13 protein-coding genes and 1 riboswitch are annotated in these 14380 nt (G+C 59.4%); of the genes, 6 read left to right on the plus strand and 7 right to left on the minus strand.

Features of this window, described 5'->3' with window-relative positions; all coding sequences use genetic code 11:
• Positions 1-30 precede the first annotated feature (30 nt).
• Positions 31-1509, plus strand: a complete 1479-nt coding sequence (locus Mal15_RS00155) for a leucyl aminopeptidase (protein ID WP_233903199.1) — start codon at positions 31-33, stop codon at positions 1507-1509.
• Between the two features lie 139 nt (positions 1510-1648).
• On the opposite strand, the gene Mal15_RS00160 is transcribed toward Mal15_RS00155, so the two are convergent.
• From Mal15_RS00160 to Mal15_RS00185, 6 genes are all read right to left on the minus strand, one after another.
• Positions 1649-2860, minus strand: a complete 1212-nt coding sequence (locus Mal15_RS00160; RefSeq protein WP_147865893.1) for an AAA family ATPase — start codon at positions 2858-2860, stop codon at positions 1649-1651.
• Positions 2861-3036: 176 nt separating this feature from the next.
• Positions 3037-4617, minus strand: coding sequence for a type II and III secretion system protein family protein (locus Mal15_RS00165; RefSeq protein ID WP_233903200.1), 1581 nt, complete (start codon positions 4615-4617; stop codon positions 3037-3039).
• Positions 4618-4791: 174 nt separating this feature from the next.
• Positions 4792-5814, minus strand: coding sequence for a Flp pilus assembly protein CpaB (cpaB, locus tag Mal15_RS00170; protein ID WP_147865894.1), 1023 nt, complete (start codon positions 5812-5814; stop codon positions 4792-4794).
• A gap of 277 nt (positions 5815-6091) precedes the next feature.
• On the minus strand, positions 6092-6649 hold the full coding sequence (locus Mal15_RS00175; protein WP_147865895.1) for an A24 family peptidase: 558 nt from the start codon (positions 6647-6649) through the stop codon (positions 6092-6094).
• Positions 6650-7088: 439 nt separating this feature from the next.
• Positions 7089-7268: a Flp family type IVb pilin gene (locus Mal15_RS00180; RefSeq protein ID WP_095736646.1), complete on the minus strand. Its 180-nt coding sequence runs from the start codon at positions 7266-7268 to the stop codon at positions 7089-7091.
• Positions 7269-7429: 161 nt separating this feature from the next.
• Positions 7430-7528: riboswitch (cyclic di-GMP riboswitch) on the minus strand.
• 573 nt (positions 7529-8101) lie between these two features.
• A complete protein-coding gene (locus tag Mal15_RS00185; RefSeq protein ID WP_095736646.1) occupies positions 8102-8281 on the minus strand; it encodes a Flp family type IVb pilin in 180 nt (59 codons plus the stop codon).
• Positions 8282-8737: 456 nt separating this feature from the next.
• Between Mal15_RS00185 and Mal15_RS00190 the strand changes: the two genes are divergently transcribed.
• The gene (locus tag Mal15_RS00190) at positions 8738-9265 is read left to right on the plus strand and encodes a hypothetical protein (RefSeq protein WP_147865896.1); all 528 of its coding nucleotides are present in this window, start codon (positions 8738-8740) and stop codon (positions 9263-9265) included.
• A 66-nt stretch (positions 9266-9331) separates the two neighbouring features.
• On the opposite strand, the gene Mal15_RS00195 is transcribed toward Mal15_RS00190, so the two are convergent.
• Entirely contained in the window at positions 9332-10621 is a 1290-nt protein-coding gene (locus tag Mal15_RS00195; RefSeq protein ID WP_147865897.1) for a glycoside hydrolase family 71/99-like protein, read from the minus strand.
• Between the two features lie 210 nt (positions 10622-10831).
• Between Mal15_RS00195 and Mal15_RS00200 the strand changes: the two genes are divergently transcribed.
• The 4 genes from Mal15_RS00200 (at position 10832) to Mal15_RS00215 (ending at position 14314) form a co-directional block, all read left to right on the plus strand.
• The gene (locus Mal15_RS00200; protein WP_390623522.1) at positions 10832-11452 is read left to right on the plus strand and encodes a 3-keto-disaccharide hydrolase; all 621 of its coding nucleotides are present in this window, start codon (positions 10832-10834) and stop codon (positions 11450-11452) included.
• A gap of 135 nt (positions 11453-11587) precedes the next feature.
• A complete protein-coding gene (locus Mal15_RS00205; RefSeq protein WP_147865899.1) occupies positions 11588-12280 on the plus strand; it encodes an orotidine 5'-phosphate decarboxylase / HUMPS family protein in 693 nt (230 codons plus the stop codon).
• Positions 12281-12386: 106 nt separating this feature from the next.
• Entirely contained in the window at positions 12387-13415 is a 1029-nt protein-coding gene (locus tag Mal15_RS00210) for a zinc-binding dehydrogenase (protein ID WP_147865900.1), read from the plus strand.
• 8 nt (positions 13416-13423) lie between these two features.
• Positions 13424-14314 carry a sugar phosphate isomerase/epimerase family protein gene (locus Mal15_RS00215; RefSeq protein ID WP_147865901.1) on the plus strand — a complete coding sequence of 297 codons (891 nt, stop codon included), beginning with the start codon at positions 13424-13426 and terminating at the stop codon, positions 14312-14314.
• The last annotated feature ends 66 nt before the right edge of the window (positions 14315-14380 follow it).

A 14380-nucleotide genomic window follows, 5' to 3' on the forward strand; every position in this document is an offset into this window, starting at 1 on the left:
AGCCCGTCCCAGTCTCAACCGAATTCCGTCTTGCCACAACTGCCTTGCCCGCGTTTTGTCGTCACCGAGAACGCGATCGGTGAAAAATGCGACGTTCTGATCGTCGGCCTGTGCGACGATGCACCGCTGTCGGCGACGGCGGCTGCGCTGGACCAGGCCACCGGGGGTGTGATCAGCCGACTGTCGGACCAGGGAAAACTCTCATCGGAGTCGGGTGAATCGATGCTGATCCCCGGACCCGGCGGCGACGGCCCGATGCTGGTGTTGTTGATGGGTTTGGGTGAGAAATCAAAACTGGATCGTGAAGCCGCGTTCACGTCGACCAGCACCGCGGTCCGGTCCTTGGTTTCCAAACCACACGAAACGTGGGTGATCGCATTGCCGGAGTCGTTCGCCGCCGCCGATCACGATGCCATCGTTGCCGGCGCGTTGTACGGTCTGGAGGGTCAGGCGATCTATCGCACCAAACCGTCGACCTATGTGCCACAGACGATCGCGATCGCCGGGGCGTCCAAGGCGGCGATCGAGCGGGGCACCGTGATCGGCGACAGCGTCAATCTGGCGCGGCGGTTGGTCAACGAGCCCGCCTCGGTCATCTATCCGGCTTCGTTCGCCGAGCGTGCCGAAGCGTTGGCGGCCGAGGTCGGTCTGGGATGTGAGGTCTGGGACGAAACGCGATTGGCGGAGGAGAATTGTCGAGCGATCCTGGCGGTGGGCGGCGGCAGTGACCAACCACCCCGCTTGGTGATCCTGCGTCACGACGGCGGAGCGAAAGGCGAACCGCCGATCGCGATCGTCGGCAAGGGCGTCACCTTTGACAGCGGCGGATTGTCGATCAAACCCAGTGACGGGATGGTCGACATGAAATGCGACATGGGCGGCGCGGCGACCGTGATCGGCACGATGCATGCGCTGGCCAAGTTGGGCGTCAAGAAAAACGTCATCGGACTGTGCGGGCTGGCCGAAAACATGGTCAGCGGTTCCAGTTATAAACTCGGCGATGTGATCGTCACCCGCAGCGGCAAGACGATCGAGATTCTGAACACCGATGCCGAAGGCCGCGTGGTGTTGTCCGACACGTTGGATGTGGCCATCGAACAGCAACCGACGGCGATGGTCGATCTGGCGACGCTGACCGGAGCCTGCATGGTGGCGCTGGGTAACGAAGTCGCCGGATTGATGACCAACAATCAATCGGCGTGTGATGCGGTCGCCGGCGCGGCGCATGCCGAGGGCGAGCCGGTTTGGCAATTGCCGATGTTCGAACTGTATGACGAGAAGGTCAAAAGCAAAGTCGCGGACATCAAGAACATCGGTGAAGGCCGTTGGGGCGGCGCGATCACCGCGGCCAAGTTTTTGGAGAACTTCGTCGGCGATGTGCCTTGGGTTCACATCGACATCGCCGGACCGGCGTTCGCCGACAGCCCCAAACCCCATCGCGACGCCGGCGCGACCGGTGTCATGGTCCGAACGCTGATCCGCTGGGTCGAAAACCAGGCCGGGGCGTAGGCGATTCGGGGAGGCCGATTCCTGGAGTTGGCCAAGTAGCGGAAGCCGCCAAGGCTTTCGGCGATACGAACGGATTTGTGCGAGCGGTGCGGGCCGAAACTCTTGGCGAGTTCCGCTACGGCCATTCGTCGATCGACTTCTAAGACTTTCCGCCGGGCCAGAACATCTTCCACTTGCTCTCGTTCGATTTGCTGCCCTCGGCGGTTTCGGCCGCGAGTTCCTGGCCGCTGAGTTTGGCGGCCAGGTCGCGGAGCGCTTGCGTGATGGCGGCCTTGGGGGCCTGGTTGATCAGCGGCACGCCGTTGTTGCGGACTTCGACCATCGTGCGATAGTCGTTGGGCAACAACGCATAGATATCGCGGCCGAGTGTTTCCTTGGCCTTCTTCAGACTGATCTGTCCGGATTCCAGCCCGGCGCGATTGACCACGATTTCGACCTTGCTTTGCAGCCCTTCGACCTCCTCGAAGCTCATCATCAAACGCACCACATTGCGCAGACAGGGAAGGTCCAGCTGGGTGATCAGCAACACCTTCGATGCGGCTTCGATCGCGGCCATGTCGACCACGCTGTAGGTCTTGGACAGATCGATCACCAGGTGCGTGAACGAGGCTTTCAGCAGCCCGATGACCTTCCGCATGCTCTCGTCGGTGATCCCCACCGTGTCGTGCAATTCGACCGGACGGGGCAACAGGTACAACCCGCTGGTGTGCTTGGTCAACGACTGTTTCAGCAACTGGATGTCCAGCCGCGAGACGTTCTGGACGACGTCGGCGAGCGTGTAGTCGGGGATCGCATCGAGAAAGACGTCGGCGTCGCCGAGGGCCAAGTCGAGGTCCAGCAGGGCGACGCTGTTGCGGTTGTCGGCAGCGAAGATACAGCCCAAATTGACCGCCGCGCTGGTCGTTCCCACGCCGCCGGTCGCCCCGGCGATGGCGACGACTTCACATCCCCGTGCGCCGCCTTCGCTGCTTCCGAACTTGTGCTGGCTGACACGGTTGAGCGCCGCGCCGAGGTCTTCGTGGGACATCGGCAGCGTGAGAAACTCGCGCGCCCCGGCACGAATCGTTTGCAGAATTAAATGACCGTCGGTGCTTTCACTGGCCGCCAGGATCACCGTGTCCGGCGCGTCGCTGGCGAGTCGTTCGACCAACCGAATCGCTTTGTCGTTGTCGTTGTCCAGCGAGATGACGCCGACGTCCGGAGCGGTCTGCTCGATCACGTCGGGGAAAAACTCGTACCGTGAACAATCGGCTTCCAGCCACACGGTGTCCATGCCCAGAAGCATGGACTTGAGTGAATCACGCGTGTCATCATTGGGGTCGACCAATGCGATTCGTAGCACGTTTGTCATTGCAGATCTATCCGGTCGCTCATTTCAACTTCATTCTTTTCCCCAATCCGGCGGCCACGTGGCCGCCGATCCGCGGTGTCGTCGGCGGGGTGACCGACAACCGATTGCCCCCAGCCCGGAAGCCGCCAGGCCAGAAGCCCCCCGGCCCCAAGCCCCCCGGCCCCAAGCCATCGGACTCAATTGTCCTCGGGCGAGCTGATGACGACCCCTTCGCCGACCACCGTCGGCTCGTTGCCGGGGAGGATGGCTCCCGGCGGCAAGGCCGAACCTTTGTCCAGGGTCGCACCGGGCGGCAATCCCATGCCCGGGGACAGCAGACTGCCGTGAGCCATCATGGCCCCGTTCTGCATGACGTTGCTGTGGATCATCGCCGCGTTTCCGGAAACGGTCGGACCGCTGTTCATCGAGCAGCCATCGCCGCCCAACAAGTTCGGTACTTCGATGTGACCGTTCATGTACAGGTCGTGATCGTTGGGCGACGTGCTGTGCAGACCCGGACCGCCACGAGGCACTTGGTGCGGTTCCATCGCATCGACCAATTCGGGCGTCACCGTGATCAACAGTTCGATGTCGTTGCGTCGTTCGCGGACACTACGGAACCACGCACCGATGACCGGCAGCTCGCCCAACAAGGGCGTGGCACGGCTGGTCGCCTCGGTGCGGCTTTGCAACAGACCGGCGATCGCAAAGGTCTGGCCGGCCTGGAGTTCCACAGCCGTTTCGACATAGCGTTGGCTGAACGCCGTGACATTGGTTCCGGAGAGGACCAGCGAACGCGAATCGTCGGGTTCGGAGACTTCCGGGCGAACTTCCAAGCGGATCCGTCCGGGGCCGACGACGAAGGGCAGGAAGTCGACCGAGGTGCCGTAGTCTTCATAGGAAACCGTCACCTGTCCGTTGCCCGAGGGCACGATGTAGGGGACCCGACCGCCGACGGTGAAGCGTGCCGGTCGACCGTGCGTGGCGATCACCGTCGGTTCGGCCAAGTACTTCACCAAGTCTTGTTGACGAAGTGCGGAAACAAACACGTTGAATTCTTCACCCTGAAAAATGTTCGTCGCGGTGTTGGTATCGATCCCGGCCGGATAGCTGGTAAAGCTGCGGGTGTCGCCCCTCCAGTCCCAGTCGATGCCCAGTTCGCGAAGCTTCGTTCGCGAGACTTCCATGATGCGGGTGTGCAGCAAGACCTGCTGCACACCGACGACGCGAATGTTGTTGACCACGGTCGGGTAATACTGCTCGACGATCGCGATCGCCCGATCGACATCGTCGACGCTGGTGACATAACCCGAGACGATTGCCGAGGCGTTGACCGGCATCACCTTCAGGGTCGCCAGCGGCAACTGAGACGACAAAATGCCTTCGATCTCGCGGGCGTCGGCGATCACCGTGATGTCGACGGTGTACTGCTTGTCCTCGGTGTCCCACAAGTTGATCTGTGTGGTGCCGGGCGTTTTGGCAAACACCTGCAACTGGTTCTGCGAAATCGGTGTGGCCCCGAGCACTTCTTCGTTGTGAACCTGGAACCGCGGGATCTTCGCCTCCAGTGTCAGGATGCTGCTGGATTTGACCAGCATTTGCATCCGCTCAACCGAGCGGGTGATCGTGTGGTTGGCGGCGCCGGCCGTCGAGGCGGCAGACGTCAGCTGAGTGTCGTCGACCTCTTGGGCGCCGGCATGAGTCGCAAGACACGCCACCGAGAGAAGGGCGATCAATTTGAGCGCGGATGGGCGAACCGCATTTCGGAACATTTGCATCGCAGGTGCATCCTTGCAGAACTATCGTCTCGGATCCTCCGAAACACGGCGCCGATGAGTTGCATCATCGGCATCCTTCAGTTCGTTGCGAGTAACGTCGGGTAAAAAAAGGGACGGGTCACGCTCGCCGCTGGGCGACGAGTTCTTGATTTGCTCTGGTTATCTATCGAGGGATCACTCTTCAGATCCTTCTCCGCCTTCGGGCTGAAAGAAGGGGCTGTCGGCTCCTCGGAGATAGTCATCGGACGTCGGATTGTTTTCCTCGACGGCGGTTTCAACCGAGTCGTCGGTGCTGGCCGGGTCAAGCGATCCGGTGTCGCCGATGACACGCGGAAGCGGTTCCCCTTCCACCCATTCGTAAACAATCATTCGTCCGTTGATGATTTTTGTCGTGCGGAACGTGGCTTTCTTCGGACCGGCTTCGGTCTGCTCGACCTCGGCGGGTTTTTCCGCTTCGGCAAGTTTTCGCAGCCGTTCTTGTTCTTCACGTCGCTCCTGCAGGTCTCGCAGGAAGTTGCGGGCCGCTTCGCTGGGCTCTCCTTCGGGAATGGTTTCGTCATCGGCCGTCGGACTTCCCAGCGACAACGAAATCTCTCCGAGTTTCTTGGCGAAATCAAACGCCTCGACGTCGGCCTTGCGGATCAGCAGCTGGATGTCGCGGGCGGATCGTGTGCGTGGTTGGTCGGGATCAAACTTGGTGATCCCGTCGATTCCATAGACCTTGATGCCGGTCAAAACGTCCAAGGCCATGTCACGAGCGAACATCTCGCCCTTGGTGAAAAAGCCACGGATGTCAACTCGGTCGCCGGGGCTGACCAAGTTGACCGTTCCGTCGCGGCCGGCCGGGAGTGAGACGACGGTATACCCTCGCGGGACCACCTTGTCTTCGACTTCGTCCATCAACTTCAGATCCAACATCGGTTCCCCGGCGAACAGCGGAACCTTGGCGAATCGACCCTCGAACTGACCCAGATCCGCCGACGCTCCCTGGGGGATTCGGTCGGTCGGCCATTGTTCCAGACGCAGCTTTTCAGCCGTGATTTGTTCTTCCGAATTGATGGAGACGGTGGTGACCAAGATCTCGGTCATGTCCACCGTGGCAGTGCCATTTTGTGCCTGCATCCACTGTCCGACGCCCACGGCCGCAACGGTGCCGCAGATACCGGCAAGTAGCAAGAAAAGTGATTTGTTTCGCATAGCGTTGGCTGGTCCGAGACCAGTGTTGACGTTTCGGGTGTGGAGGACTGAGCTGGGAGGAGGCTGTCGACCCACACTCTTCACTCGGTTGCAACCAGCACCTGCCTGCAACCGTGCGATTGGCGGGCGTATGGCTGGTGTAATAGGCTTGCTTTTCCTAAGCACCGAGGACGAGCTAACTAGAATAAATTCCCAAAAATAGCTCGTCCCGAGGGTTGTCTTTCACCTAAACCAGGTGGTATTTCAGGTGTCCAAAAACAGACGTCTGAGCTTCCGTTCAGATAAGCATTCCGGCGTAGGCAAAATAGATAATTGAGCCGATCGCCATCGGTATTCCGTATGGCAACAGATACATGGTCGGTTTTCGCTCGCGAGCGATCTTGGAAAGCTCTGACGGCTTCTTCACCGTCTTCCATTCCCCAAGAATTTGAAGCGCCATGGCGTAGTGTTTTGTCCAATTGCCGCTCTTCCAGATCATGAACAGGGCCATGATCCCGCCGACGATGGCGGTGGCGGCGAAGGCGTAAAGCGTCACCACGGTGCCCAACCAGGCGCCGACGCCGGCGAGCAGTTTCACGTCGCCGCCGCCCATGCCGCCGACATTTCGCAGCACCAGCAACAGCATCATTCCGACGAACGTGCCCAGCAGACTCCATCCCAGCCCGGCGATGCCGCCTTGGATGGTGCAGTGAATCCAACCGCAGGCGATGAAGGGAAAGGTCAGCCAATTGGGAACCTTCAGGATGGCCCCATCGATGACTGCGGCGACGATCAAGACGACCGTGACAAACCAGACGGCCCAGTTTTCGGTCAGACCCTGGATGATGGCTTCCATGGTGTAGTTCCCCGTGACGATACTTTAGAAAGGTGTTTTGGTGGTCGAAGTCCAGGAGTGGCGGAATCGCGGCGGAAGCCGGCACGCCCTCAACGGTGGCAGGAGGTTTGAGCGAGCCGACGAGCGGCAAGCGGCGAGTGGATCGCGCGATGATTGATCAGCGCGGTCCCAGCATCCAGCTGAACATTGCAAACAACAGCGTGATGAAACAGCAGGAAAGCTGCCACACGTGTTCGGCTGCATCAGCGGGAAGGAGTGGATAGTTCATGATGGGTTCCCTGGTCGCCCGGGACAGGTGCACAATCGGGACAGGGGCACAAAAAAAGAGACTCGACGTGACCGGCGCGAATGCGATGAAGCCCGGCACCGGCCATGCGTCGAGAGTCTCTCGGGTGGTCATCGGCGACGCTTCAAAGCAAGAAGCCCGCCGAGAACCAAATCAGTTAGCAGCGATTGCAGCACCGACTTCTTCGAACTTCTTGTTCGACTCGGTACCGATCGTGCCGACAGCAGCCAAGCAGACGACGACGATCAAGGCCAACATCACAGCGTACTCAACTGCGGTGGGGCCATCTTCTTCCTTCAAGAACTCAACGATGCTATTAGCGAACTTTTTCATTATCCAAACTCCTCGGTTGGAAGCCCTGTTGTGTTGACTTCCGACGATGACTTACTGGTCCGATTCAACGTGAATAGGATCCCGGAAAAGAAGCAGCCACGTCTCCAAAAGACTTGCCTCGGCAATCGGGACCGCGACTCAGTCACGGTCTCGACCGTTCCCTTGGCAGCTCGGCTATCCTTGAAACAAAGCAAGTCGCTTTGCCCACGGACCCGCAGCTTTGCGCCCCGCCCTTACGGTGCGGTTTGCCTTTCTCTGGGGAGCCAGGCCGTCCGGGGATTCTGGTGACCGTCGCGTGGTCGAATCCTCGGCAGCAGATCGTCGTGATCTGCTCTCAACGGAAACCTATGTCAGGAATCGGGTGAGTCAAAAAACTCCAGTTAGACAAAGCATTCTGGGGCGGTTGCGGGTGACGTTGGTCCGGATGTAGCAACTGCACCGAGCAGGGCCCTCCGCGGCGGGATCGTTCGGGTCCGATCAGAAAGCCGGAAACCCTGTTCTCGCCGCGCTCGACCCTCCGGCACGAGGTCGCGCGGTTTACGTGCCCTGATCCCGGGTTCCGCCTGGGAACGGAGATTTCCAGCGGCTCCGCTTCTGGCTGCATGTCGGCGTGTGTGGCGGGAGCCACACCAGCAGTGCGTTCCAAGGCGGAGCCTTGGAATGAGGCAGGGAGCGAATCGTCAGCGGTCGCGACATCAGCCGAAGGCGCGTCCGCGATCGAGCGCAATAAAAATCGAGCGCAATAAAAAACGTCCCGGCGCCGAGGAATCGACGCCGGGACGTGTTCGGGCTGTGCCACAAAAGCGATACCGCTTCGGGCGAATATCGTCCGCTTAGTTAGCGGCGATCGCGGCTCCCACTTCTTCGAACTTCTTGTTCGATTCGGTACCGATCGTGCCGACAGCGGCCAAGCAAACGACGACGATCAAGGCCAACATCACAGCGTACTCGACTGCGGTCGGGCCATCTTCTTCCTTCAAGAACTCAACGATGCTATTAGCGAACTTTTTCATTTTTCAATCTCATATGTGAGGAGCCTTCGAAATCGAAGACATCCGCTGTTGACTTAAGTGGGCCATTCCAACGTGAAAAGGAACCCGGAAAAGAAGCAGCGCCGGTTCCGAAAAGCGAAACCAACCGCCGTCCGAAAAGGTCCGATCAAACTCCGCTTTCACAGCGATCGATCGAGTTTTCGGAAACGTGTCGTCACGGACACGTTCTCTACCTGGACCGTATGTCAGAAAGCCGAAGAAGCAAAAAAGTGATGTCTTGAAAGCTTGTCTCGCTGCCGACCAGGTGCGTTTGTCACAGTTCTGACGGTCAGCGCGAGACAATGCCCCGAGGACGTTCCGTTTCCCGGCTCCGGGACAGGTGATTCGGGTTCGTAAATGAAATGCGCCGTAGTCTCAGACGATGGAAATGCAATTCATTACGTCAACAGAGATGATCTCACCCGGTAGGTTCAAACGATGCAATTCAACCATAGATTCACGGTCACGTTTCTCGCCGTCGTCCTGCTCTCCTCGTCGGGCTGTGACCACTTGGAATCACTGAACAGCAAAAAGGACGACAAGATCACCAAGGCCGAAATCAAACGGATGATCAAGGACAGCGAGAAAGATCTCCCGCACCGCTTGGATGAAAACTTCACGCTCACCAAGATCACCATGGATTACGGCGGAACACTCAACGGTTGGTACACCGTCAGTGACGAACTGACCGCAAAGCTACGACGGGTGGGCAATGTCAAAATCGAGCAGGCGATGCGCGAGAACATCGAAAAGCTTGACCTGGATGACTGCAATGTTCCCGAACAGATCATTCAGATTCTGGAGCAGGACGAGTTTGCGATCCAATACATCCTTGAGGACAAGTATGGATTGCCGATCGCATCGGTCGTCGTCAGCAAAGAAACGATGGACGGTGAAGAACGAGTCGGCCGCACGCAACAAAACCCCTTTGCCGTCCGCAACGTCTCCAAGAAAGGCGGCAAGTAGGCGAGTCCATTGCGGGTAGTGGACGAGGCGACGAGTCCATTCGTGCCGGACCCCTTTTCCGCGGCACTAGCGGAGTTTTTCGCTCAGCGGAATTTCTTCGCGCAGCAGCTTTCCGCCTTGCCCGACCAGCTTCAGATAGTAGTCGCTCGGTAGGCCTTCATAGGTCAAAAAGCGGACGTCCTCTCCGACCGGTGGGTCATCGGTGCACTTGAAGATTGCCGTGCCTTCGTCGACTTCGTCAAACATCGCGACGTAGATCATTTGGCTTCCCGCGCGTTTGGCCCCAACGATTTGTGACCACAAAAACTGTCCCTTCAGTCGTGGGATAGAATCGAGCCTTTCGCCGGTCAGGTTGTGCCAACTGAATCCTGGGAACACGACCGGCAGAAAATCGATTTGCCTCACATCGCACCACTGTCGGTCGCCGCTCCAAACGTCTGCGGCGTGGCGCGTCGCCTGTTCCGGTGTCCGGTAACGGCCGACGCTCCAGGGGCTGAGGATGTCCGACGATTCCAGGATCCGGTGCAGCAGCGGATCGTCGACGGCATCGCGTGTGCCGTCGCGCCAGTAGGATGGGACGCCGAGCATCACCGTACAGCCTTCGGATTTCAGCCATTGCACAAGTTCCAGGCACTCGGCCAACGAATACTTGCGATCATCGCTGAAACCGATCCCCCAGATTGCCACGACCGGGCGGTCTTCATGATGCAGATACGCCGGATCTTTGGCGATCTTCAATTCGGTTTGCAAGCCGGCCCAGTCATCGCGGATGCGTGAAACCTGTCCCGCGCGGAGACCCGACAAGTCATACATCACCGCAAACGCGCGGCCGGCGCGGTTGGCTCCCTCGCGCGCGTGCGATAACACGTTGTTTTTGTGCCGCAGCGAGACGGGATTGGACAGACCGTTGCCGAATCGTTGCACGAACGCGCCGTCGATTCCGTATTGCTGCATCCATCGAAAGTGTCGCAGCACCGTGTCGCGGTTGGTGCTGCTGAACACTTCGGCCGTCCGACCGTCGGCATGTTTGAACCCGGTGGCGAAACGTTCATGTTCTGCGTACTCGGTCAGATCGGGCCACAGGTCGACGGTCACGTTTCCGGGGCCGAACGGGCGGTCGCGTCGTTTCGCCCAGTGGGTCCAGCCCAGATTCGCGCCGTCGCCGTCACAGTTGAACCAGCCCTGGTAGCCACACATGACTTTGCCGGTCAACGTCGTTCGATCGACGACCTGTTGTGCGGATTCCTGCGGCGCAGATGCCTGCGCAGATGCCTGCGCAGATGCCTGTGCAGACGCCTGTGCAGACGCGATGCTGACAAGAGTGACGCTCAACGCGATGAAAAAAAGAGTTCGCATCCTATTTCTGGTTTCGGTGTTTCAATAGGGGATCGGCTTCGATCCTGTCAGAAGCTGACGATAAACTGCGTTCCATGATAGCCATGGCGACCGGGCGCGGCTAAAGTGTTGCTCCCGCCTGGTCACCGAATTCCACCGGTTTGACGAATTCAGCCTGTTGATGGCGTCTGTTCCTCCTTGATTCATTCACGTGTTTGGGATCTCACCATGATGATTTTGGGTCGTTTGATGTGTGGCGTTGTTGCCGTGTCGCTTTGTTTGACCGGATCGGTCGCTTCGGCCGAGGACGGCAAGTGGGTGTCCTTGTTCGACGGTGAAACGCTCGACGGCTGGGAAAAGGTCGGCAACGAGGAAAGTGTTTGGAAAGTCGAAGACGGTGCGATCGCCGGTTCCGGACCGCCGTCGATGCTGGTCAACACGACCGGTCCCTACAAGAATTTTCGCTACCGCGCGGAAATCAAAATCAACGACGGTGGAAATTCGGGGCTCTATTTCCGCACCACGCGCAAGCCGGGATTCACCGACGGCTACGAAGCCCAAATCGACAGCACGCACACCGACCCCATTCGCACCGGATCGATCTATGGGATGTGTCACGTTTACCAACAACACGTCAAGCCGGGGACTTGGTTCACCTATGACCTGGAGGTTCGCGACGATGTCTGGCGGGGACGCAACATGACGCGGATCAAGGTCACCGTCGATGGAAACGAGTTGTACGAGTACTTGGATTTCGATTTGACTTTCAAATCCGGACACTTCGCGTTCCAACAACACGACCCGGGCAGCAAGGTTCACATTCGCAAAGTCGAAGTGATGGAACTGCCGTAGGCGGAATACCGCTCAGGTAAGGCCGAGGCCCGGACGCTCGCGCGAACCGGCTGATTTCAAAACGACGATCAGCCGTTTGGCGCGAGCCTACGGGCCCTCCCTCCGTTTCACTCCCACCTCCCACCCATTTTTTCCATGCGACCCCTCGTCCAAATCTCACTCGACTTGACCAACATCGACGAAGCCCTCGAAACGGCCGAGATCGCCATGCGTGCCGGCGTCGATTGGTTGGAGGCCGGGACACCGTTGATCTTGGCCGAAGGGCTGCACGGCGTGCGGGCCCTGCGGTCGGCTTTTCCCGAGACGCCGATCGTGGCGGACCTGAAGACGATGGACGGCGGCTACCTGGAAGCCGAAATGATGGCCAAGGCGGGGGCCACACACGTCGTCGTGATGGCTCGCGCCCATGAAGAAACCATCCGCTGCGTCGTCAAAGCGGGCGCGGATTTCGGTTGCAAGGTGATGGGGGACAACATGGTCTCGGAGGACATGGTGGCCGGCGCGAAGTGGCTGGAGGACCTGGGCTGTGATTTCGTGATCCACCACATCGGTTACGACGAACGGCGTGGGATCGCCGCGCGTGGGTTGCGGATGCCGAGTCCGCTGGATCAGCTGCGCGAGGTCGTCAATGCGGTTAAAATCCCTGTGCAGGCGGTCGGCGGACTTTCCTTGGAACAAGCGATCGAGTGTCCCAAGTACGGCGCACCGCTGGTCGTGCTGGGTGCCCCGCTGACGATCGACGCCGACGCCTTCAAAACCGCCGACGGGGATTTGGAAGGATCGCTCAAGTTGATCTGCGATGCGGTCCACGCACAATCTGTGAACTAGCCCAGATGCCTGACCCGCCAACCGTCGCTCCCTTCGCCAGAAGGTGGATCCCTGTGGTCCCGACACTCCGGCGTCATCGCTTTCCCGATTCAGAAAAGACCCGAACATGAAATCAGCCGCCGTCGTCAATTTTGCCCCCGAACCGGAATCGGTCGAATTGAGGGAGATCGATCGGCCGTCGATCGGACCGGAGGATGTGTTGTTGGAAGTGGCCAACGTCGGCGTCTGCGGCAGCGATCTGCACCAATGGACCGCCAATCATTCCTGGCCGGTCAATTATCCGGTCGTCTTGGGCCACGAGTTCGGCGGCCACATCGCTGAAATCGGTTCTGCGGTCCAGGGTTGGAAAGAAGGCGATCGGGTCGTCAGTGAGACGGCCGCGATCATCGACCAGAAAAACCCGATGACACGCCGCGGGCTCTACAATCTGGACCCGTCCCGCAAAGGGTTCGGATATGGCGTCGACGGGGCGATGACGAAGTACGTTCGCGTTCCAGCGCGCATCCTGCACGCCGTTCCCGATGCGTTGCCGTTTGAACACGCCTGTCTGACCGAACCTTGCTGTGTGGCCTACAACGCGGTGGTTCGCAACGCGCGGATCGAACCGGGCGACCGCGTGATCGTGCTGGGGCCGGGAACGATCGGCATCCTGTGTGCCGCGATGGCGCGTCTGTGCGGTGCCGAAGTCGCCTTGGTCGGTTTGGAATCGGATCGGCGACGGCTGGAGATCGCCCAGGAGCATTATGGGTGTGAAAGCATCGTCGGGGATGCGAGCGACTGGGCCCGCCGACGCGACGGTCTGGGATGCGATGGTGTCATCGATGCGGCCGGGGCCAGTGCGACGTTGAAGATTGCGATCGATGTCGTCCGACCGGCCGGTTGGATCAGCAAGGTCGGCTGGGGGCCGCAACCGCTCGGTTTCAATCTGGATCCCCTGGTGCAAAAGAACGTCACGCTGCAAGGCAGTTTCAGTCACAACTGGCCGATCTGGGAACGCGTTCTCGCTTTGCTTACGAGCGGTCAATTGAACGTCCAGCCGATCATCGGTGGGGTCTGGCCGATCGATCAGTGGCACGAGGCGTTCGAAAAAATGCACCAGGGCGAAGTCGTCAAATCTGTTTTGAAACCCAGTTGAGGTCGTTGATGCCAAAACTTGCCGCATTCCCGAAAGCCTACATGCAGGCGCTCTGCAAAGACGGCTCGATGAAGCTGGCCGAGTGGTTCCAACTGGCAACCACCTTGGACGTCGATGGCTTGGAGTTTTACGCGGGGTTTCTGGAACTGGCCGATCCCGCCAATTGGCCCCTGCTGCGAACCCAGGTCGAGGACTTGGGGCTGACCATCCCGATGCTCTGTTGCTCGCCCGACTTCACGCACCCCGACGCCGACTTTCGTGACGCCGAGATCGCGAAACAGAAGCGCTGGATCGAGATGACCCACACACTTGGCGGAAGTTACTGTCGCGTGCTCAGCGGTCAGCGCCGGCCCGAACTGACTCGCGACCAGGGCGTTCGGCTTGCCGCAGACAGCATCAGCGCCTGTCTGCCCTTCGCACAACAGCACGGGGTGACCTTGATACTGGAGAATCACTACAAGGACGACTTCTGGGAATATCCCGAGTTTGCCCAGGCGATGGAGGTGTTCTGTGATCTGGTCGCGGCGATCGATCATCCCAATTTCGGCGTCAATTACGATCCCAGCAACGCGTTCCTTGCCGGCGACGATCCGATCGAATTGCTCAAACGCGTTTCCCATCGCGTCGTCACGATGCACGCCAGTGATCGCTATTTGATCGAGGGGACTTTGGAAGACTTGCGCCGCGAAGAAGGTGGGGCGGTCGGCTACGCCAAACGTCTCAGCCACGGGGAGATCGGCAAGGGATTGAATGACTACGACGCGATCTTCGGAGAGTTGGCAGGCAAGGGGTTCGACAGTTGGATCAGCATCGAAGACGGTGTGGAGGGGATCGACCAATTGCGCCGCAGCGCCGATTTCTTGCGAGGCAAGATTGCCCAGTATTGGCCGGCAGTCTGACGGCCTGCTGATTTAATCAGCCGATCGATGACGGTCGACAACGTGACGGGAATGCGGGATAACTGT

The sequence above is a fragment of the Stieleria maiorica genome (assembly GCF_008035925.1).
Classification (GTDB): domain Bacteria; phylum Planctomycetota; class Planctomycetia; order Pirellulales; family Pirellulaceae; genus Stieleria; species Stieleria maiorica.